A 20395-nucleotide genomic window follows, 5' to 3' on the forward strand; every position below is an offset into this window, starting at 1 on the left:
AAGGCGTTGAGCACTAAGCTGCTTAATAAGCCAGAAAGCGCAGATAAAGTGCCTCTACCTCTGATGCCGCAAGGCGTTGAGCACAAGTAAGTAGCCTATTAGATATCTCTGGATAAAGAAGTGCCTCTACCTCTGATGCCGCAAGGCGTTGAGCACTTTGATTTAATTATTACTAGTCCCCCATACCAGAAGTGCCTCTACCTCTGATGCCGCAAGGCGTTGAGCACGTTGTTCCTAATAAGTACGACCCAAGGGGGGTGTCCAAGGGGTCTCTGGTATTGTGACTATTGAAAGAAGGCTGCCGATGCCTTCAATTTCGACACGCACGCGATCGCCCACCTGCAATGCCCCAATTCCTGCGGGGGTTCCTGTTAACACCACATCCCCCGGCAAGAGCGTCATGACATAACTAATAAAGCTCACCAACTTTGCCGGTGAGAAAACCATTTGATCAATCGTTGCCGACTGCACGGGTTGTGCTGCCTCATTAATAAAGGTTTGCAGCCGCGCATCGCTAGGCACTTCTCGCACAATCCAAGGCTCTAGGGGGCAAAATGTGTCAAACCCCTTGGCACGTGTCCATTGCTGCTCCCGCTGCTGAAGATCGCGAGCAGTGACATCGTTGGCGATCGTGTAGCCCCAAATATGCTCAAGAACCTCATTTTCAGGGCAGGCACGGGTGCGACGACCAATGACCACCGCCAATTCCCCCTCATAGTCCACCCGCTTCACTTGGGGCGGATACCAAATGGGACAGCCGGGGGCTTGAACTGTTGTGGGAGGTTTGAGAAAAATCAACGGCTCAGGGGGCACACTATCGCCCATTTCCGCAGCATGCTTTACATAGTTGCGTCCGACAGCAACAATTTTTGAGGGGGAGCAGGGAGCCAGCAGTTGGTAGCTATCGGGACTGAGGACTTGGTTGGTGGGTTGGCCGTGGAGCCACGGTGCTGCATCCCAAATAATCACTTCACGATTGAGTTGCAGTGTGCCGTAATGAATTTGTCCTCCCGTGGTCTGCACCCGCACAAACCGTTCCACCATCATGAATTGATCCCCTTTTCTCCTTGCCAAGAATGGCAAACTGCGGTGCTAGAATTATAAAGCCTTGCTTTTTGCATCCGTCAAAAGGCCATTTGTCCAAAGGGAGTTGACCTCAATGATCACACGTAACTACGAAACGCTTTATATTATTCGTCCCGATGTGGGCGAAGAACAACTGGAACAAACGATTAGCCAATTTCGGACACTTTTAGAGGAACAAGGTGCCACAAAGCTCAAGGTGCAAAATCGCGGTAAGCGCCGGTTTGCCTACCCGATCAAAAAGCTGCGGGAAGGCTACTACATTCTCATGACCTATACCGCTGCCGGGACGGCGATCGCCCCCCTTGAACGTGCCATGCGCCTCAATGAAAACATTCTGCGCTTCATGACAATTGTCCTTGAAGACGAGGCCGACACCGAAGACGCAGAGGACGAAAACCCTGTTCTTGCCCGCGCCTAAAGGATCACCCTCACTCAAAGGCATCTGCAAAGGGGGCATCGTGGCACCATCTCAAACTTGGATATGTGATGGCGTACCTAAAGACGGTAAGACCTACCCCAATCTCGGTGGGTCTCATCCCCCTCAAGAAAACAATGGCGATTATTGTATTATCTGCGGGTTACCTCGTGCGGCCATCGAACCGGCCACCGGTCATACTACCGCCAAGACGGGACAATCCAAAACGCTGCTAGTGGCTGCCCTTGGGGTTCTCCTGCTGTTTGGCGGCAGCATCGGCTTTCTCGGTTATCGGCTGTTATTTGCCCAGCGCGAGGGGGGCGGTGTTATCTCATTAACCGGCGGGTCAAGTCAGAGTCGTTCGCTGGTGAGCAAAACCACTGCCCGCAACACAGCCTACATCAGTCAAGGGGAGCGCATCCTCATCAATGAACCAAATCCCCAACGGGCAGCCCTCAAGCAGGAGGCGGCTCTTGCCTTTGATCAGGGAGATTGGGCGCAGGCGATCGCCAAGTATCAAGAACTGGTCACCCTCGATCCCAATGATCCAGAGGCACGCATTTATCTCAACAATGCCCGTGCCCGCCAAGCCGGCAACCCCATGACAATGGCCACCGTTGTTCCCATTGGCACCAGCCCTGATACCGCCAAGGAAATTCTGCGGGGGGTGGCTCAGTACCAAGAGCGCTTTAACGCCAGTGGCCCCAGCCGTGCCCTTGAAGTCGTTATTGTCAATGAAAACAGCCCTAATGGTGTGACCAGTTTAGCCGAGGATTTGATCAACAGTTCAATCCAAGGGGTACTGGGTCATGGCACCGATGCCAATAGTCGTGCGGCTCTACAGGTTTATGAACAAGCGGGGATTGCCGCTCTTTCTCCCCTGACCACGAATGTTACCCCCCAAGGCAACGGTACGGTGCAGGTGCAGACCCTATCTCTGAACGAAAAGGGGCAACAACTCCTTAATACCTACCTCGACAATGCAGCCAATACCCTCGCCCAAGCCGCTGCGAAAAAAGTGACCAATACCAAAGTAGCCGTTCTGTACAACAGTGATAGCCCTTACAGTAATGAGTTGAAGACCAAATTGGTGGCCGCCCTACCTCGGTTTGGTGCTCAGGTGGTGCAACAGATTGATGTGGCTGCTGCCGGCTTTAATGCCAACACAGCAATGACCACAGCGCAGCAAGCGGGAGCCAATGTGGTAATTTTGGCGATGAGTCGAGCGCGGGTAAATGATGCCGTTGCCCTTGCCATTGCCAATCGAACCCAAACAACCCCTGTGCAATTATTTGGTAGTGATCAACTCTACAGTCCCGATTTATTGATTAAGGGGGATAGCGCCATCAATGGCATGATTCTGGCGGTGCCTTGGAGTACCAACCCCAATGATCCCTTTGCTCAGCAGGCAGCACAGGCGTGGCGAGGCCAGATTAGTTGGCGGACAACGACGGCCTACGATGCCACTCAAGCCCTTGTTCAAGCGATGGCTCAGGGGGGCGATCGCGCCAGCACCCAACAACTGCTGCGCCAAGGGGTGCAAATTCAGGGACAAACCGCCAGTGGTACCTTTGAGCGGGTTCCTCTGGTTCAAGCGGCACCGGGTCCCAATGGCCCTAAAGGCTCCAACTACCAGTTCAACACCCTCAGTAGCCTCTAAACCCCTTCGGCTAATGCTAAGCTATTCCCCGTGGGTGTTTTAGGAATCTCCATGTCTGCAAAAATCGGCATTATTGGCGGCAGTGGTCTCTACAAAATGGACGCCCTCACGGATGTCGAGGAGGTGCGCTTGACAACGCCCTTTGGCGATCCTTCCGATGCTTTTATTTGCGGTAAGATTGACGGAATTCCTGTGGCCTTTTTGGCCCGCCATGGCCGTGATCACCATTTGCTGCCGACGGAGATTCCCTTTCGGGCCAACATCTATGGCTTCAAATCCCTTGGGGTTGAGTACCTGCTCTCTGCCTCGGCGGTGGGTTCCCTACAAGAACAGGTGAAACCCCTCGATATGGTGGTGCCAGATCAGTTTATTGACCGTACCCGCAACCGCATTTCCACCTTTTTTGGTGATGGCATTGTGGCGCACATTGGCTTTGCGGATCCTGTGTGTCCCGCCCTTGCGGCAGTTCTTGCCGATGTCATTGCAGAGTTGAACCTGCCCGATGTCACCCTTCATCGCCAAGGTACCTATGTGTGCATGGAAGGCCCTGCTTTCTCGACGCTGGCAGAATCAAACCTATACCGCTCTTGGGGCGGAACGGTAATTGGCATGACGAATCTACCGGAGGCTAAACTGGCTCGGGAAGCAGAAATTGCCTATGCAACACTGGCACTTGTCACTGACTACGACTGCTGGCACCCAGAGCACGATTCAGTAACGGTGGAGATGATTATTGGCAACTTGCAGCGCAATGTCAAAAATGCCCAAGCGATTATCTGTGAAACCGTCAAACGTCTCCATGCCAATCCACCCGTCTCTAAAGCCCACCGTGCCTTAAAGAATGCCATTCTCACTCCCCTTGACAAAGTACCCACAGCCACTAAAGAGAAACTTCATCTGCTCTTGGCCAAATATCTCTAGGTCATAGACTCTGCTGTATTCTGATCATTATCAACGTTGATTTGCTCGCACAGTTGGGGATAGGTGGTCTTGGGACTGAGACAGCGGCAGCGGTTGAGGGCAGCAGCAAGAGCTTCGATTTTAATGGGTTTACTGATGTAGTCATCCATACCTGCCGCAAAACAGCGCTCGCGATCGCCCGCAAGGGCATTTGCCGTCATGGCAATAATCCAAGGGCGTTGACTAGGAGGCCATTGGGCATAGATGCGCTCGGTGGTTTGTAGGCCATCCATCTTCGGCATTTGCACATCCATGAGCACGACATCGTAGGGGCGCTGTTGCAATGCTTCAAGCACTTCGAGGCCGTTGGCAGCCACATCGGCACGGTAGCCCATCCGCTTGAGGATATGCAGTGCCACCTTCTGGTTAACGGCATTGTCCTCGGCAAGGAGGATGCGCAGCGGGAAGCGACTGCCCAAGTTGGGATCAATGCTCGTCTTTGTCAGGGCAGGCTGGCTCGCGGATTCACTGCTGAGGGTCTTAATCAGGGTTTGCCGTAGGGTCAGGGGGCGAATCGGTTTAGGTAGGTGCGCTGTAATCAATTCCTTGCGGCTAGCGGTTTCCAACCAACTCAGGGGCGTGAGCAGGACAATGGGTTGCTGCTTGAAGCCATCCTCTGATTGCAACCGCTCTGCCAACTGAAGCCCGCTCATCTCGGGCATATTCAAATCAAGTACCGCCAAATCCCAGCGGGGAGGAGCCTCTAAAACCAAGTGGGGATTGCCATAGCCGATAGGCACCATCCCCCAGTTTTGCAGTAGGGTGCAGAGATTCTCACGGCTAGCGGCATTATCGTCCACGACCAGAACATGCTTGCCTGCCAAAGCGGGATGGGGGGCGGGCGGCACGTAGGGCTTTTGTTCTTCGGCCAAGATCGTGAAGGTAAATGTCGTCCCTTTGCCTTCGACACTCTCGACGGACATATCGCCGCCCATCAGCTCACAGAGGCGCTTGCTAATGACCAGTCCCAAGCCGGTTCCGCCATACTCGCGGGTGGTGGAGGCATCCACTTGGCTAAAGGGCTTGAAGAGCCGATCCATGCGATCGCGGGGAATGCCAATGCCGGTATCCTGAACTTGGAATTGGACAAAATCCTTGCCCTCGTGCCTAATCACCCCCACATGCACCACCACTTGGCCTTCATGGGTAAACTTAATGCCGTTGCCCACGAGATTGACAAGAATCTGCCGCAGCCGGGTCACGTCCCCTTTAATTTGGGCAGGGGTTTCGGGAGTACAGGTGTAAAGTAACTCTAGCTCCTTTTCCTCCGCTTTGCTGGCCAATAGGCTCAGGACATCCTCCACACATTCACGCACGTCAAAGGGCTGCTGCTCCAAGACCAATTTGCCCGATTCGATTTTCGAGAAGTCGAGAATGTCGTTGATAATCGTCAACAGGGCTTCGCCCGCTTGGTGGAGGGTTTGCAAAAAGTCCCGCTGCTGCTCATTGAGGGGGGTATCCAAAAGCAAATTGGTAAAGCCCAAAACCGCGTTCATAGGGGTGCGGATCTCATGGCTCATGGTAGCCAAAAATTCACTCTTGGCACGGTTGGCCAATTCTGCTTGGAGCCGCGCTTGTTCGAGTTCTTGGTTTTGCTGTGCCAGCAGTTGTCGCTGCTGCTGTTCGTGGCGCAGGAGTTCCGCTTGGGCAATCGCAATCCCCACTTGCGCGGCCACCGCCTCCAGAAGTTCGATTTCCTCAGGCATCCACTGGCGCCGGCGATCGCACTGGTGCAGACCAATAATGCCGTTGGGCACCCCCTTATAGGAGGTACGAATCGCCAGCATGGACTTAATTTCAAACTGGCGGCAGAGTTTCTCTGCACCGGCAAGGAGGGGATCCTGCCTCACATCGTGGGAAACCACGGCAGCATCGCTTTCTAAGACCTTCAAGGCATGGGGGTTATTTTCCACAGGAACACTCACCCCTTTCATTGACGGGTAGCCCGGTTGCAGATATTCGGCCACATCGGGAATCCGCGGCGGTGGCCCCGGCGCGTAGCGGTAAATCAAACAACGACTGACCCCAAAGGCCTGTCCAATTTGGGTTACAGTGGTCTCAAAAACTGTTTCTGTATCAAGGCTCTGACGAATCTGCTCGGTAATTTGATTCAGGAGCAATGCCCGCTGCATTTGCTGTTGCAATTGCTGACGTTGACGGGTTTCCTGTTCAAGGAGTTGCACTTGGGCAAGACCAATCCCCACTTGGGCGGCCACGCTCTTGAGCAAGCTTTTAATGGCCTCTGTCCACCGCCGCCGGCGATCGCACTGGTGCAAAACAAGTAGGCCATTCGCTTGATTACGATAGGCGGTGCGAACAATCACCGCAGATTTAACATTCAGCGCTTCGCAGTACCCATGAAGTGCAGCGAGACGATCATCAGTGGTGACATCATCGCAGCTAAAGACTTCGTCAGAAGCAAAAACAGATTCCAAGAAAGAACCGCGTATCTGTGCCAGATCAAGGTCGCATTCATTGACGGAGGGAACTCCGGGGGCACAATACTCCGCCACCAGCGCCATGGGGGAAGGGGCATTCTCCTGATACACAAACAAAAGACAACGACTCACATTCAGAGTTGCCCCCACCTGCTGAACTGCTGTGTGGCAGATGTGTTCCCGCTCGATTTGCTGGCGAATCTCCTCAGTGATGCGGTTCAGTAAGAGGGTGCGCTTTACCTGCTGTTGCAAAAAGAGCTGTGCCCGCTGCCGCTCGGTGACATCACTTTGAATGCCAATGTAGTGGGTAATTTCACCAAATTCGTTATAAATCGGTGAGATGGCAAGTTCATTCCAAAAAGGCTGGCCGTTTTTGCGGTAATTGCGCAGCACCACACGGCAGGATTGGCCTTGTTTAATCGCATTGCGAATGACTTCAACCCCCGCTTGGTGGCGATCGCGCCCCTGCAAAAAGCGACAATTTTTGCCGACAACTTCTGTGGCGCGGTACCCCGTCATCCGCTCAAAGGCTGGATTCACATAGATAATTGGATTATCGGGCTGACGGTAGTCGGTAATCACAATGCCATTAGTACTAGCAATAATGGCCCGCTCCCGCAGTCGCAACTCCGCCTCAATTTTTTTCTTGTCGGTAATATCAATTGCCAACTCCAAAAAGCCGACGAGTTGCCCTTGGCCGTTATGAATGGGGGTAACCGAGAGGGAAACCGGAAAGCGGGAGCCGTCCCGCCGCACAAATGTCCATTCCTGCTCATCGGCAAGGCCTTGCCGTGCCCGTGCCACCAGCGTCTCAAACCCGGCAGGAATCGGCTTTCCCAATTGAGCGCTCAAAATCTGGCTGTAACGCTCCACCTCCAGCGGATCGTGGAAACGTTCTGGAGTTGCCTTGCCCAGCAGTTCCGCAGCCGTATATCCGAGCCATTCCTCTGCAGATCGATTCATCAATGTGATGATCCCATCGGTACGGGTGGCAATAATGGCGTGGTTACTGCTGTTGAGTATCGCCTTTTGGAGGCTGCTCATTTGGCGAATGTAGGTCAGTTGCTGATGGGCTACCTCTAAGTGACGGCGCATCTCCAATTCACTAATGACTTGGCGAGCAAGGGTGCGCAGGGTTTGCTGCTGAACCGCATTTAGCTCACGCGGCTGGTAGTCCACCACACAGAGGGTGCCAAGACCATAGCCATCAGGGGTGATTAAGGGCATGCCGGCATAAAAGCGGATATAGGGCGGCCCTGTCACCACTGGATTATCGGCAAAGCGCGGATCAAGACGGGCATCGGGGACAACAACCAATTCCGATTGCAAGATCACGTGAGCACAAAAGGCGATGGAGCGGGGCGTTTCACAAATCTCAATCCCCACTTTGGACTTAAACCACTGCCGCTGGCGATCAATGAGGCTAATGAGCGCAATGGGGGTTTCGCAGATCGCTGCTGCTAGACTCGTAATTTCATCAAAGATCAGTTCCGGGGGCGTATCTAAGACTCGATACTGCTCAAGGGCACGTTGCCGTTCCGGTTCATTTGCTGGCAAGGGGGCAGCAGGCATAGCCCAAGTGTACCGCCTTTTTGTAGGAGCAAGTCTTTCATCATTATAGGAATTGCATTGGTTCTAGAGAGGATTCCCTAGGGGATACAGAATAAAAACATCGATTTTTGTAGAATTTGTAGGGCAGCTACAGGACAAAAAAAGGATGTAGAATCTAAGCCTACACCCTTCACAATCGTTATTTTCAGACTGTGGCAATTTTAGCCTGCCCAGCCCTTGGCAGCTTGATCTAGCACGTAGGCAGCTACATCTTGAATTTGCTCATCGGTAAGACGACCAGCAAAAGCGGGCATGGCATTTTTGCCGTGCTGCACTTGGTAGATAATGGCATCCTCGGAGTACATGCCAAATTGCTCAAGGGCTTCTTTTTTCAAGGTTTTGTTGGCCATCACCACATTGCCACCCCCCATGTGACAGGCGGCACAGTTGCCGCTAAAGACTTTGGCACCATTGGCCAAGTCAGCTGCCAAGGCCGCAGGGGTGAAGCTGATAAATAGAGCGATCGCGATCGCGCAAACACGAATGAATAGCTTTTTCAACGGAGTTCTCCTTTCATGGAATGCGTCAGGGTATGGATAAAGCCCCAAAAATCAAGGGGTGCAAGATTCACCAAAGGTCAGTGTAGCAAAGTTCCCAACCTAGGGGGCACTGTCCGGAAAGCTTTCTACGCCCCAACCGGGCGCCACGGCGGCTGCTCGCAAAATAAAGGCAGCTAAGGCCTCAAGCTGTTCCGTCGTTAACCAGTCCTCACTTACGCGGCGGCAGGAATAGCTCTCTTCACTGCCATCGTAAGACATGGGCGATCGCTGAAAAGCGACGAGGCTGGCGATCGTATCTCGTGGTGGCGTTGCTCCCTTCAGATCTCTTAGGGAAAGTGACACCAAAGGATTGGGTAACGTGCTGCCACCCACATGACAGTTTTTGCAGTTTTCCTCAAAGAGCCGTTTGCCACGGGTCAGATCTGCTGCTGTAAAGGTTTTGCTCTCACCGCGATCATTGAGGGGCAACTCTACCGTGTCCGTGACCTTGAGGTATTGGATCACGTAGTTATCTACCCCGGCGGCTGCGAATGCCCTCGGGGGCGCGATCGCCCAGCCTAGCAGCAGAATCAAGAGACCACTGCAAAGCCAGCCAACATACCGTTGCCAAAAGTGAGGTTGGTACATGGGTGTTGGGAAAATCCTTGTTAGGGGTCATTAATAATAAATTTTGCCACCGCCCCATTTATCCCCCAAGATTTTGGGTTCAACGAGAATATGGCCAGCGATCGCCACCAAATCTTTCTCCGTCAGGTTGCGCATTTTCGGGAAAATGTCAGCACTGCGCAGACTGGGGTGCACCTCAGCAATTTCTTGCTCACCATCGTAGGTGGTGGGGTTCTTCATGTAGTCCACCAGACCCTCGATGTTATCCCGTGGCGGCGTGGCTAGGGCGAGGGTTTCTGTGCGCAAATCCAAGGTGGGGTTCGTTTTGGTGATCCCCCCCACATGGCAGGAGGCACAAGCATACTGGAAGAGGCGCTTACCCTCTAGGTATTGCTTTTCCGTCAGCGTAATCGTTTTGCCCTCGCTGTTGAGGGGGACAGTCAGAACTTCAGGGGTCAGTTCGGCGGCCAGTGCTGTGCCCGTGGTCAGTTGCCAGAGGCAGAGGCAGAGAGCGACCGCAAGCCAAACGCATTTTTTTAACATAGTTCTCCCAATAAGCAGGTCTTACGATTGCGGTGTGTCTGGTTGATCGTTGGCGGGTGCAGGGGTCGTCAAGGCCAAAATAATGGCTTTGGCATCTTCAAGGGGCAAGCGCGTTTGTGGGCTGGTATAGCGAATACCGAGGCGATCGCACCATGCACAGACCGTTTCGACCGACACGCCGTAGTCCGCTGCCAAATCGGCGATCGCAATATCCACAAATCCCATGCTGCCACTCCCCGCTTGGGATCAACGACCAAGTATCATTATCATGCCATTGCGTAGCTTCTTTACCAAAAGGCCTCCCCTTTGCAAAGACAAGTACCAGCACGGCGTACACTGTTGATGTGGCCATTCAGATGGAGTTTTCCATGAAACGAGTCTTGGCAATTATCCTTGGGGGCGGTGCCGGAACACGTCTCTATCCCTTGACCAAGCGTCGAGCCAAGCCTGCGGTTCCCCTTGCTGGAAAATATCGCCTCATTGATATTCCCGTGAGCAATTGCATTAACTCCGAAATCAATAACATTTACGTCCTTACCCAATTCAACTCGGCCTCCCTCAACCGCCATATTGCCCGTACCTATACCTTCCCCGGCCTGACGGGTGGCTTTGTCGAAGTCTTGGCTGCCCAACAAACCCCAGAAAATCCCAATTGGTTTCAGGGCACTGCCGATGCCGTGCGCCAATACCTCTGGCTTTTGGCCGACTGGGATGTGGATGAGTACCTGATTCTTTCTGGGGATCATCTCTACCGCATGGACTATCGGCTGTTTGTGCAGCGCCACCGCGATACCGGGGCCGATATTACCCTCTCAGTGTTGCCTGTGGATGAAAAAGCCGCCTCTGGTTTTGGCTTGATCAAAGTAGATGGTACAGGCCGAGTCACCGACTTCCGTGAAAAGCCCACGGGGGATGCGCTACGGGAGATGCGAGTGGATACGACCCGCTATGGTCTCAGTACCGAGGAAGCCCAGCGTAAACCCTACATTGCCTCGATGGGGATCTATGTTTTTAAGCGGCAAGTTCTCATTGATTTGCTGCAACAGATGGCCGATGCCACCGACTTTGGCAAGGAAATTATCCCCGCTGCTGCTCGGTCTCATCTTGTCCAAACCTATGTCTTTAATGGCTATTGGGAAGATATTGGAACCATTGGCTCCTTTTATGAAGCCAACCTTGCCCTCACCCAACAACCCCAGCCGCCCTTTAGCTTCTACGACGAAAACGCCCCCATCTACACCCGTCCCCGCTATTTGCCCCCCAGTAAGATGCTCAGTTGCACAATCACGGAGTCGATCATCAGTGAGGGCTGCATTCTCAAGGAATGCCAAGTCCACCATTCCGTCTTGGGGGTGCGATCGCGGGTGGAATCGGGGTGTGTCATTGACCATTCCCTGTTGATGGGAGCGGACTACTACCAAGACTCAGCGCAGCGCCACCAGCTGACGCTGCAACACAAAATTCCCATCGGCATTGGTGCCAACAGTGTGATTCGCGGCGCAATTGTGGATAAAAATGCCTGCATTGGTCACGATGTCAAAATCATCAACAAAGACCATGTGGAAGAATCCAACCGCGAGGATCAGGGATTTTATATTCGTAGCGGTGTCGTGGTGATTATCAAAAATGCCGTGATTCCCGATGGCACCGTTATCTAAGCCATAAGCAAATTTGAATTGGCAATCGGAAAAAACCTGTGTAGCATATCAAGAGTAAGGTCTCAGCCTTCCAACCTGTAGCGAAACTGCCGTCTATGCCCACGATAGAGACTCGCACAGAACCCATGGTCATCAACATGGGGCCGCACCATCCCTCCATGCACGGTGTGTTGCGGTTAATGGTGACCTTGGATGGCGAAGATGTCATTGACTGCGAGCCGGTGATTGGCTACCTCCATCGCGGCATGGAGAAAATTGCCGAAAACCGCACCAACATTATGTTTATTCCCTACGTGAGTCGTTGGGATTATGCCGCAGGGATGTTTAACGAAGCGGTCACCGTCAACGCTCCCGAAAAGTTGGCCGGCATTCCCGTGCCCAAGCGAGCCAGCTATATCCGCGTGATCATGCTGGAGTTGAACCGCATTGCCAATCATTTGCTGTGGTTAGGTCCCTTTTTGGCGGATGTCGGTGCCCAGACGCCCTTTTTCTATATCTTCCGCGAGCGAGAGTACATTTACGATCTGTTTGAAGCCGCCACAGGCATGCGCTTTATTAACAACAACTACTTCCGCATCGGGGGAGTGGCCGCCGACCTCACCTATGGCTGGGTAACGAAGTGCCGCGACTTTTGCGACTACTTCCTGCCCAAAGTGGATGAGTACGAGCGCCTGATCACCAACAATCCCATCTTTGTGCGCCGCTTACAGGGCGTGGGCAAAATTAGCCGTGAGGATGCCATCAATTGGGGGCTATCGGGGCCGATGCTCCGTGCCTGCGGGGTGAAGTGGGATTTGCGCAAAGTAGATCACTACGAGTGCTATGACGACTTTGACTGGGATGTGCCGGTGGCCACGGAGGGGGATTGCCTTGCCCGCTACCTTGTCCGTATTCAGGAGATGCGCGAATCGGTGAAGATCATTCGCCAAGCCTTGGAGGGTCTGCCCGGTGGCCCCTACGAAAATCTAGAAGCCAAGCGGATGCTTGAGGGTGCCAAGTCAGCGTGGCATGGCTTTGACTATCAGTACTTGGGCAAGAAACTGGCTCCCACCTTCAAAATTCCCAAAGGGGAGCACTATGTGCGGGTTGAATCGGGCAAAGGGGAGCTAGGGATTTACCTAATTGGCGATGATAATGTCTTCCCTTGGCGCTGGAAAATTCGACCCCCGGATTTCAACAATCTGCAAGTGCTGCCCCAGTTGCTCAAAGGGATGAAAGTGGCGGATATCGTTGCTATCCTTGGCAGTATTGACGTGATCATGGGGTCTGTTGATCGCTAGGCAACTGTTGAGCCACCAGCGAGGAAACTATGGCTGTGCAATTACCGTTCCTCACCTCCACCAACTTCAGTGGCCTTTTTAATGAGCGGTTTTGGCAAAATGCATGGCCAGTGCCGCCGCAGAATCAACTGAAGCGGGGTGCCCTTGTCCCCGATGTGGAGTTACCCGGCGTGGGGTTGAACACACCCGTGCGCCTTTCAACGGTGTGGAAAGAGCAGCCCCTCCTGCTGGTGTTTACCCGTATTTTTACAGAGCATCAATACTGCCCGCTGTGCTACCCCTATCTCAAGGGCTTGAATGAAAACTATGCAATGTTTCAAGGCAAGGGGGTGGCCGTTCTGGTGGTCACGAGTACCGATGCGCATCAAAGTGAGAAGGTCAAAGCGGATATGGGCTTAAAAATGCCCCTGCTCTATGACCCCCGTTGCCAAGTCTTTCGCCACTACCGCACGGGTCAAGCCTTGGGCGCACCGCTGCCGGCGCAGTTTTTGATTGATCAGGAAGGCAAGCTGCGTTACAAGCATCTCTTCTCGTTTTTAGAACCCAATGCCCCCCTAGAGCGACTGTTTCTGGAGATTGAGGCCTTAGCTAAAGGGGCAACAGCCGCTGTGCCAGAAACTCGCTAGAATCGTAAGGTATTCCTTTGGGGCTGTAGCTCAGTCGGATAGAGCGAGCGCCTCCTAAGCGCTAGGCCGTGCGTTCAAATCGCACCAGTCCCGTTCTTACTCTTAAAATAAAAGGTAAATCTTGTTGATGTTAGTGTTGCCTCTGTGATGGAGCGATCGCCAGACCCCTCCCTCTTGAGGGAACTTCAAAGCACCATTCACGACCTAGAGGACTATCAAAGTGCTCTGAGCTATGAGGCCGCCAAGCGTGCCCTAGAAAAACTACTGCACGAGTGCAGGGCCACAGGGGCAGAAAAAGCCTCCCTTGCGCGGGCGATCGCCGACCTTGAAGCAATGCTTGACAAGCTCCACGGAGGGGTGGTGCAAATTGCCGTCTTCGGTCTGGTGGGGCGGGGAAAATCCTCCCTGCTCAATGCCCTGCTGGGGGAACCCCATTTTGCAACGGGGCCGATTCATGGCGTGACCCAAAGGGAAGCCAGTGCCCTTTGGCAAATCTCGGAAGCTCGGCGTGGCAATCCCATTCGCCTGATTGATACACCGGGGTTAGACGAAGTCAATGGGGTCGCACGGGAACAACTGGCACGGGAGGTGGCTGCCCAAGCGGATTTAATTCTCTTTGTGATTGCCGGCGACTTGACCCGTTTGGAATACCAAGCCCTGAGTGAGTTGCGACAGGCGGGCAGGCCAATGCTGCTGGTCTTTAACAAAGTGGATCAGTACCCCGAGGCAGATCGCGAAGCCATTTATGCCAAAATCCGCGATGAGCGCGTCAAAGAACTTCTCTCCCCTGAAGAAATTGTTATGGTGTCGGCAGCCCCCCTTGTGCCGCAAGTGCAGCGCGATGCCTCTGGACGGGTGCAGGTGAAAATGACCGTCGGTGCTCCCCAAGTGGAACTCCTCAAACGGAAGATCTTGGAGGTGCTAGAGCGCGAAGGGAAAGCCCTGATTGCCCTCAATTCAATGCTCTTTGCCAACAAGGTAAGCGAAGAATTAGCCCGCTACAAGTTGCAACTGCGGGAGCAGGAGGCCAACCAACTGATTTGGAAAGGGGCGGTTACCAAGGCGCTGGCGATCGCCCTTAACCCTGTAACCGTCTTGGATATGGTCGGCAGTGCTGTCATTGACTTGACTACAATTCAACTGCTCTCCCGCCTCTACGACATTGAACTCACAGATGCAGGCGCCAAGGAACTGCTGCAAACCATTGCCCTTGCCATGGGCGGCATTAGCCTAGGGGAATTTGCCGTCAATTTAGGCCTGAGTTCCCTCAAGGGGCTGTTGGGACTGGCTACGCCCATGAGCGGTGGCATTGCCCTTGGCCCTTATCTTTCTGTGGCGATGACCCAGGGGGCGATCGCCGGCTTTTCCTCCTACACGGTGGGGCAAGTGGCCAAAACCTACTTTGCCAACGGCGCCGGCTGGGGCAGCCATGGTCCAAAAACCGTTGTCCGGCAAATCCTGGATCGGTTGGATCGGCAGCAACTCCTCCACCGGCTCAAGAAAGAGATTCAGGTGCAGTTGGGAATGGGCTAAGTGCTGCATCTGTGGAGCGTCTATTTATCTTGTTTCTGTGTAACCATCAACAGGCGGCACTCATCCCCCGATACCAAGCTTGCCACATTAACACCGGCCATAGCCGATGTTGCCAATTGCGCTGACCTGAGAGGTGTTCTTGCCACACCTGACGAATGGGGGCAGGATGCAAAAATCCCTCCTGTTTGAGACTTGCTTCTGACAGTAGCTCCTCCGCCCAATCTCGCAACTCCCCCCGCAGCCAATCCTCAATTGGTACCCCAAATCCCATCTTGGGTCGCTCAACTAATTGTTTGGGGACATACCGATAGAGCACCTGACGGAGTACCCGTTTCCCCTGACCCCCTTGAATCTTCATGGAGAGCGGTAGCCGCCAAGCAAACTCGACAATGCGGTGATCCAAAAGAGGAGCACGGGTTTCTAAACTCACCCCCATCGCCGCTCGATCCACCTTCACCAAAATATCATCAGGCAAATAGGTAAGAGCATCAAGATACATCATCCGCTGCTCAATACTAGAGCAGTTAAGCCACTCACTCGGTGTCCTCAAAAGGGTGGCCGACTCTTGAGTCCCTAGAACCACAGCTGTCAGGTCAGGCCAAAGGGAAACGAGCTGAAAATAGATCTCTTCCGGCGCCGATAACGGCAGCAGCCTTGCTCCCTTGTGGAGTTTATCGCCCACCAAGCGCTGGTGCCAGCGCCTAGGCAAGAGAGGCTCGATGATTCGGTAGAGCAAGTTCCACGTGCGAGGAGAAAGGGCACGAATGCCGCGCGCGACGACCCGACGCAAGGGCAAAGGTATCGAGGACAAGCGACGCCATAAGCTAACCATTAGAAAATAGCGAGGATACCCCCCAAACAATTCATCTCCCCCATCCCCGGAAAGGGCAACAGTCACCTGCTGCCGCGCCAACCGGCAAACCAAGTGGGTAGGAATTTGAGAGGAATCTGCAAAAGGCTCATCATACAGCCAAGGGAGCTGAGGAATCACTTCTAGCGCCTCTTTGGGCGTAAGGTACCACTCTGTATGATCTGTGCCTAAGTGTTGAGCAACAGCTTTGGCGTGTTGCGCCTCATTGTAAGCGCGCTCATAAAAACCAATGGTAAACGTGCGTATGGGTTGACTCGATTGAGTCTGCATCAATGCCACAACGGTTGAGGAATCAATCCCTCCTGAAAGCAAAGCCCCTAAGGGCACATCGGCAACCATTTGTCCCTTGATACTTTGACGCAGGAGGGCTTCCAGAGCTTCTACCGCCTCTGGTTCCGAGCCGTTAAAAGGAGTTTCCAACCCTGTTTTAGCAATCTCCCGGAGTGACCAATATGCCATTACCGCCCCGCGATCTTGGCGATGGGCTGTGATCTCCTCAGCAGCAAACTGTACCCAACTGCCCGCAGGCAATTTCCAAAGATGGGCATAAATAGTCCAAGGTGCCGGAATGTAGTTATAGCGTAAATAGAGGGCCAATGCCCGCCGTTCAATGGGATTGTCAAATCCGGGATAGGCACGGATCGCCTTTAATTCCGAGCCAAAAACGAAGGCTCCCCTGCTCCAACCGTAGTAGAGCGGCTTTTCTCCCATGCGATCGCGAGCAAGGGTGAGTTGACGATCCTGCCTATTCCACAAGGCTAAGGCGAACATACCCACCGTTTTTCGGAGCGTTTTTTCAATCCCCCAAGCTTCAAATGCAGCCAAAAGAGTTTCTGTATCTGAATGCCCCCGCCAAGAAGGCGCCAACCCCCTTGCCTCCAGCTGCTGCCGCATCTCAAGGTGATTGTAAATCTCGCCATTAAACACCAGTACAAAGCGCCCCGAAGCAGAAACCATTGGCTGGTGACCAGCGGCGGAAAGATCAAGAATGGCAAGACGCCGATGTCCCAAAGCAATCCCCACAGTTTCATCCACCCAAATGCCACCATCGTCAGGACCACGGTGGGTGAGGGTGTTGGCCATTCTCTCTACAATTGAAGAAATCTCCTGCTGGTTGAGATCACTTGCCCAAAGTCCGGCAATACCGCACATCCTCTATCTCCGTTGATACACATACTCATCACAGCCATTGCCTAGGATTCCAATCCATCTTTCTTCTTTAGTAAAAGCCCTAACCAGTGTAAATCCAAGCTGATGCATTACTTTTTCAACTTCTGAGGGTGAAATAGTTTCATAAGGCCATCCACCCAACCAGTCATGAACATCGTTCTCATAGACCATGCCACGGTTTTGGGAATAAGAAGTAACATACTCCTTAAAGCTGCGTCCCTTTGTCCAAAAGCGAAACCGAAATAATGCCGTGTAAACATTCCGAGCCAGATCTTGTGCCTTTGGTGAGGCAGTCGAATACCAGCGTTTTTCCCATTTCCAGAACAGATCAAAAAGTGTCCGACGGTACAAAGCAAAGGCAAATAAGCCTCCTTCTTTAACCATTTCAGAAGCACGGCAAATGGCTCGCTTCATATCTCCTGTGTGGTGCAACACACCCCATGAATAGACAATATCAAAAGTGCCAACCTCCGAAGGCTTCAGATCGAAGACACTGATTGTTTGGGTGTGCCAGTTCGTACTAGGCGCCCATTGCTCTAGGAGGGCTTGGGTCGTAGCAACACTATCTGGATCAATATCAACTGCCAATGCTTCGCTAACCCCAAGGCGCAGTGCTGCCAAAGTGTGTATACCAGAACCACAGCCGATGTCTAAAAATCGCCGGTATCTAATTGCGTCTCGGCCTAGAAGGCGCTCTAGTCCCTTTTCGGCTTTATTAATCTGCTGCTCAGAAATTTTTGTGGCATAGTCCGCCCAGTTTTTCCCAAAAGCAAAGTGTGCTGCCTGCGAGGTTACGTCTTCCGTCATGACTAGTTTTTCTCCTATACTGTGCCTAGCTTAAATCTTAACCTTCACTAATAGGATAGTTTATCGTGACTATGCAGAGTATGCACCTTCCTGATCTTGCTATATTTCTTCCGTCTTTTGCTGGAGGTGGCGCGGAGCGAACTACGCTAACATTAGCAAATGGGATCGCAGCAAGAGGATTTGCGGTTGACCTCATAGTTGCCTCAGCCCAAGGTCCTTTTCGTCAAGACGTAGCACCCTCAATCCGTGTCATTGATTTTCAAACGGTTCGGGTGAGCAAAAGTTTCTGGCCTTTGAGGCACTATCTAAAGCAAAACTGTCCCAAAGCTATGCTTTCAATCATGACCCATACAAATCTTGTTGCAATCCTTGCTCGACGCTGGACAGGAGTTTCTACCCGTTTAGTTATATCTGAACGCTCTATTATCAGCCAAGCAGCTCATCATTGTCAAAGCTTGCAGGAGCACTTGATCTACACACTTGTACCTTGGTTTTATCCGGGAGCTAATGCTATTGTCGCCGTATCTGAAGGGGTGGCACGGGATTTAGAGGCCTTTGCTCGCTTGCCTCAGGGTACGGTGCAGACTATCTATAATCCCTTCAATTTGGATCACATTAAGCAGCTGGCAACTGAGCAAGTTACGCATCCTTGGTTCGCAGCGAGGGAGCCACCAGTTATCCTAGCCACAGGGCGCTTGGGACCCGAAAAAGACTTTTCAACCCTTATCCATGCCTTCGCCAAGGTACGTGCTCAGCGACAAGCTCGCCTAGTTATTTTAGGAGATGGTTCGTTACGTAGTGAGTTGCTGGTGTTAGCTCATCAACTTGGCTTGACAAGCGACGAGATTGATCTGCCGGGCTTTGTTGCCAATCCCTATGCTTACATGGCCAAATCAAAAGTGTTTGTGCTTTCATCTCGGTTTGAAGGGTTGCCCGGCGTCTTAGTAGAAGCAATGGCCTGTGGTGTACCAGTCGTCAGTACTAATTGTGCGGGTGGCTCCTCCGAAATTCTCCAAGGAGGTCGTTGGGGACAGTTGGTACCAGTAGGTGATGCAGAAGCTCTTTCTCAAGCTATACTTAGAGTGCTCTCTACTCCTATTGACTCTCTACCAAAAGTGCACCAGCGAGCGCAGGAATTTGAACAAGAACGTGCAATTGATGCGTACTTAAAGGTATTGGGATTGGCCTTACACGCTTAGGAGTTCTTGAAACCCATGAAAGTTTTGCATATTATCACCGGTTTAGAAGATGGTGGTGCAGAAGCAGTGCTCTACCGGCTGATTATTCATGATTCAAAAAATATCCACGAAGTAGTATCCCTAACTAGTCAAGGTAAATACGGTTCTTTGCTGCGCGACAGTGGAGTATCTGTTACGGCTTTGGGAATGCCCTCCGGTCAAATCACACCACGTGGCCTGCGACATCTTTGGCGATTAATCAAATCGTCCAAGGCTGATGTACTTCAGACGTGGATGTATCACGCCAACTTGATTGGTGGCATTTTGGGATGGTTAGCGAGAATACCTGTTGTATGGGGTATTCGCAGCACAATACTTTCACGCCCTGAGCACAAGCTCACCACTATCTGGATTGCACGGCTTTGTGCACCTCTTTCTTGGTTAATTTCATCACGTATAATCGTTTGTGCGGAGTCAGCAGTAGAAACTCATCTAAAAATGGGATACAACCGCAGTCAAATGGTTGTAATTCCGAACGGTTATGACCTGAATTATTTTTCTCCTAACTTGGTTAGTCGCGAACGGTTGCGTAATCAATGGGGTATCTCTTCATCTATACCTATCATTGGTATGGTAGCCCGATTTGATCCTCAAAAAGATCACATGAACTTGATTAAGGCTTTATCACATCTTATGGCTATAGGTGCAAACTTTAAAGCTGTACTTGTGGGTAAGGGCATTAACGAGGATAATCAAGAACTGGTAGAATGTATAAGAAAAATGGGTTTGGTTAACTATTTACATCTTTTAGGATCTCAAGATGATATTCCTGCGATTATGAATGCTATTGACTTACATGTTTTATCTTCCTTCAGTGGAGAAGCGTTTCCGAATGTTCTTGCTGAAGCGATGGCTTGTGGTACGCCTTGTGTAACCACTGATGTTGGAGATTCTGCGTTAATTGTGGGAGAGACCGGTTGGGTTGTACCACCCCGAAATGCTACTGCCTTAGCTCAAGCTATCCACAGTGCACTGCAAGAATGGAAAAAAACAGAGCAGTGGCGGCGGCGTCAATTAGCATGCCGAAGCCGCATTGAGCAAATGTTTGGGATCGAGAAGATGGTTGAGCTCTATCACCAGCTTTGGTCTGAAGTTTTAGGCTTAAGTTGCGTTGCTTATAGCCAGAAGTGTTGAACGATAAATTAGAGACTAAAAAAAGGAAGAAATGTTATATTCCAGAAGTGCTGAATTCTGCAACAAGACTTAGCATTGTAAGCCACATGTAGCTCTGGCTGTCAATCAAAGCTCCAATTCACGATGGAACATCGCCGACTGAGTTCCAGTTGCAAATATCGCAACTTATCTAACAGTTTCCTCTCAAAGAATTCAGGAATATCTACTAGCTCTAAAATTAAATACGCAATCAACACCATGTATATTTGCTTGACTATCC

Annotated in this window: 17 protein-coding genes and 1 tRNA gene; 10 read left to right on the plus strand and 8 right to left on the minus strand. The window is 52.1% G+C overall.

The genetic code is table 11. From position 1 onward, the window contains the following. Window positions 1-234: 234 nt before the first annotated feature. Window positions 235-1044: a fumarylacetoacetate hydrolase family protein gene (locus ACK4IR_RS11810; protein WP_409874568.1), complete on the minus strand. Its 810-nt coding sequence runs from the start codon at window positions 1042-1044 to the stop codon at window positions 235-237. Window positions 1045-1159: 115 nt separating this feature from the next. Here ACK4IR_RS11810 and rpsF point away from each other — a divergent pair, with 115 nt between their 5' ends. The 3 genes from rpsF to ACK4IR_RS11825 are packed head-to-tail and all read left to right on the plus strand — an operon-like array spanning window position 1160 to window position 4082. Further along, window positions 1160-1504, plus strand: a complete 345-nt coding sequence (gene rpsF / locus ACK4IR_RS11815; protein ID WP_409874554.1) for a 30S ribosomal protein S6 — start codon at window positions 1160-1162, stop codon at window positions 1502-1504. A 40-nt stretch (window positions 1505-1544) separates the two neighbouring features. Further along, entirely contained in the window at window positions 1545-3161 is a 1617-nt protein-coding gene (locus ACK4IR_RS11820; protein ID WP_409874555.1) for an ABC transporter substrate-binding protein, read from the plus strand. Window positions 3162-3212: 51 nt separating this feature from the next. Further along, window positions 3213-4082, plus strand: a complete 870-nt coding sequence (locus tag ACK4IR_RS11825; protein ID WP_409874556.1) for an S-methyl-5'-thioadenosine phosphorylase — start codon at window positions 3213-3215, stop codon at window positions 4080-4082. Here the strand turns inward: ACK4IR_RS11825 and ACK4IR_RS11830 are convergent. From ACK4IR_RS11830 to ACK4IR_RS11850, 5 genes are all read right to left on the minus strand, one after another. Further along, window positions 4079-8131: a GAF domain-containing protein gene (locus ACK4IR_RS11830; RefSeq protein ID WP_409874557.1), complete on the minus strand. Its 4053-nt coding sequence runs from the start codon at window positions 8129-8131 to the stop codon at window positions 4079-4081. The two genes, ACK4IR_RS11825 and ACK4IR_RS11830, sit on opposite strands and share 4 nt — an antisense overlap. A 200-nt stretch (window positions 8132-8331) precedes the next feature. Then, on the minus strand, window positions 8332-8670 hold the full coding sequence (gene petJ / locus ACK4IR_RS11835; protein ID WP_409874558.1) for a cytochrome c6 PetJ: 339 nt from the start codon (window positions 8668-8670) through the stop codon (window positions 8332-8334). A gap of 99 nt (window positions 8671-8769) precedes the next feature. After that, window positions 8770-9297 (minus strand): photosystem II cytochrome PsbV2, encoded by a 528-nt coding sequence (gene psbV2 / locus ACK4IR_RS11840; RefSeq protein WP_409874559.1) that lies wholly within the window; start codon window positions 9295-9297, stop codon window positions 8770-8772. 30 nt (window positions 9298-9327) lie between these two features. Further along, window positions 9328-9819 carry a photosystem II cytochrome c-550 gene (gene psbV, locus ACK4IR_RS11845; RefSeq protein WP_409874560.1) on the minus strand — a complete coding sequence of 164 codons (492 nt, stop codon included), beginning with the start codon at window positions 9817-9819 and terminating at the stop codon, window positions 9328-9330. 21 nt (window positions 9820-9840) lie between these two features. Then, window positions 9841-10044 carry a hypothetical protein gene (locus ACK4IR_RS11850; protein ID WP_024124421.1) on the minus strand — a complete coding sequence of 68 codons (204 nt, stop codon included), beginning with the start codon at window positions 10042-10044 and terminating at the stop codon, window positions 9841-9843. 143 nt (window positions 10045-10187) lie between these two features. On the opposite strand from ACK4IR_RS11850, the gene ACK4IR_RS11855 reads away from it, so the two are divergent. From ACK4IR_RS11855 to ACK4IR_RS11875, 5 genes are all read left to right on the plus strand, one after another. Next, window positions 10188-11477 carry a glucose-1-phosphate adenylyltransferase gene (locus ACK4IR_RS11855; RefSeq protein ID WP_409874561.1) on the plus strand — a complete coding sequence of 430 codons (1290 nt, stop codon included), beginning with the start codon at window positions 10188-10190 and terminating at the stop codon, window positions 11475-11477. 95 nt (window positions 11478-11572) lie between these two features. Next, window positions 11573-12757 (plus strand): NAD(P)H-quinone oxidoreductase subunit H, encoded by a 1185-nt coding sequence (locus ACK4IR_RS11860; RefSeq protein WP_409874562.1) that lies wholly within the window; start codon window positions 11573-11575, stop codon window positions 12755-12757. A gap of 29 nt (window positions 12758-12786) precedes the next feature. After that, complete coding sequence (locus tag ACK4IR_RS11865) at window positions 12787-13383, plus strand: peroxiredoxin family protein (protein ID WP_409874563.1); 597 nt, start codon at window positions 12787-12789, stop codon at window positions 13381-13383. 19 nt (window positions 13384-13402) lie between these two features. Beyond that, window positions 13403-13476: transfer RNA gene (locus ACK4IR_RS11870), tRNA-Arg, on the plus strand. 54 nt (window positions 13477-13530) lie between these two features. Then, window positions 13531-14916, plus strand: coding sequence for a GTP-binding protein (locus ACK4IR_RS11875; RefSeq protein WP_409874564.1), 1386 nt, complete (start codon window positions 13531-13533; stop codon window positions 14914-14916). Between the two features lie 46 nt (window positions 14917-14962). Here the strand turns inward: ACK4IR_RS11875 and asnB are convergent, their stop codons facing one another. Both asnB and ACK4IR_RS11885 read right to left on the minus strand, forming a co-directional pair. Beyond that, complete coding sequence (gene asnB / locus ACK4IR_RS11880; protein ID WP_409874565.1) at window positions 14963-16939, minus strand: asparagine synthase (glutamine-hydrolyzing); 1977 nt, start codon at window positions 16937-16939, stop codon at window positions 14963-14965. A 3-nt stretch (window positions 16940-16942) separates the two neighbouring features. Continuing rightward, on the minus strand, window positions 16943-17764 hold the full coding sequence (locus tag ACK4IR_RS11885; RefSeq protein ID WP_409874566.1) for a class I SAM-dependent methyltransferase: 822 nt from the start codon (window positions 17762-17764) through the stop codon (window positions 16943-16945). A gap of 71 nt (window positions 17765-17835) precedes the next feature. Here ACK4IR_RS11885 and ACK4IR_RS11890 point away from each other — a divergent pair, with 71 nt between their 5' ends. Together ACK4IR_RS11890 and ACK4IR_RS11895 are read left to right on the plus strand one after the other, a co-directional pair. Further along, on the plus strand, window positions 17836-18963 hold the full coding sequence (locus ACK4IR_RS11890) for a glycosyltransferase (protein WP_409874569.1): 1128 nt from the start codon (window positions 17836-17838) through the stop codon (window positions 18961-18963). 15 nt (window positions 18964-18978) lie between these two features. Next, a complete protein-coding gene (locus tag ACK4IR_RS11895) occupies window positions 18979-20136 on the plus strand; it encodes a glycosyltransferase family 4 protein (RefSeq protein WP_409874567.1) in 1158 nt (385 codons plus the stop codon). The last annotated feature ends 259 nt before the right edge of the window (window positions 20137-20395 follow it).

The sequence above is a fragment of the Thermosynechococcus sp. genome, from assembly GCF_046299635.1.
Taxonomy (GTDB): Bacteria; Cyanobacteriota; Cyanobacteriia; order Thermosynechococcales; family Thermosynechococcaceae; genus Thermosynechococcus.

Excerpts from the sequence above, each read along its gene's own strand:
- ACK4IR_RS11810 (WP_409874568.1), bottom strand. The coding sequence starts at position 1,044 with ATGGTGGAACGGTTTGTGCGGGTGCAGACCACGGGAGGACAAATTCAT.
- rpsF (WP_409874554.1), top strand. The coding sequence starts at position 1,160 with ATGATCACACGTAACTACGAAACGCTTTATATTATTCGTCCCGATGTG.
- ACK4IR_RS11825 (WP_409874556.1), top strand. The coding sequence starts at position 3,213 with ATGTCTGCAAAAATCGGCATTATTGGCGGCAGTGGTCTCTACAAAATG.
- ACK4IR_RS11830 (WP_409874557.1), bottom strand. The coding sequence starts at position 8,131 with ATGCCTGCTGCCCCCTTGCCAGCAAATGAACCGGAACGGCAACGTGCC.
- psbV2 (WP_409874559.1), bottom strand. The coding sequence starts at position 9,297 with ATGTACCAACCTCACTTTTGGCAACGGTATGTTGGCTGGCTTTGCAGT.
- psbV (WP_409874560.1), bottom strand. The coding sequence starts at position 9,819 with ATGTTAAAAAAATGCGTTTGGCTTGCGGTCGCTCTCTGCCTCTGCCTC.
- ACK4IR_RS11850 (WP_024124421.1), bottom strand. The coding sequence starts at position 10,044 with ATGGGATTTGTGGATATTGCGATCGCCGATTTGGCAGCGGACTACGGC.
- ACK4IR_RS11855 (WP_409874561.1), top strand. The coding sequence starts at position 10,188 with ATGAAACGAGTCTTGGCAATTATCCTTGGGGGCGGTGCCGGAACACGT.
- ACK4IR_RS11860 (WP_409874562.1), top strand. The coding sequence starts at position 11,573 with ATGCCCACGATAGAGACTCGCACAGAACCCATGGTCATCAACATGGGG.
- ACK4IR_RS11865 (WP_409874563.1), top strand. The coding sequence starts at position 12,787 with ATGGCTGTGCAATTACCGTTCCTCACCTCCACCAACTTCAGTGGCCTT.
- ACK4IR_RS11875 (WP_409874564.1), top strand. The coding sequence starts at position 13,531 with ATGGAGCGATCGCCAGACCCCTCCCTCTTGAGGGAACTTCAAAGCACC.
- asnB (WP_409874565.1), bottom strand. The coding sequence starts at position 16,939 with ATGTGCGGTATTGCCGGACTTTGGGCAAGTGATCTCAACCAGCAGGAG.
- ACK4IR_RS11885 (WP_409874566.1), bottom strand. The coding sequence starts at position 17,764 with ATGACGGAAGACGTAACCTCGCAGGCAGCACACTTTGCTTTTGGGAAA.
- ACK4IR_RS11890 (WP_409874569.1), top strand. The coding sequence starts at position 17,836 with ATGCAGAGTATGCACCTTCCTGATCTTGCTATATTTCTTCCGTCTTTT.
- ACK4IR_RS11895 (WP_409874567.1), top strand. The coding sequence starts at position 18,979 with ATGAAAGTTTTGCATATTATCACCGGTTTAGAAGATGGTGGTGCAGAA.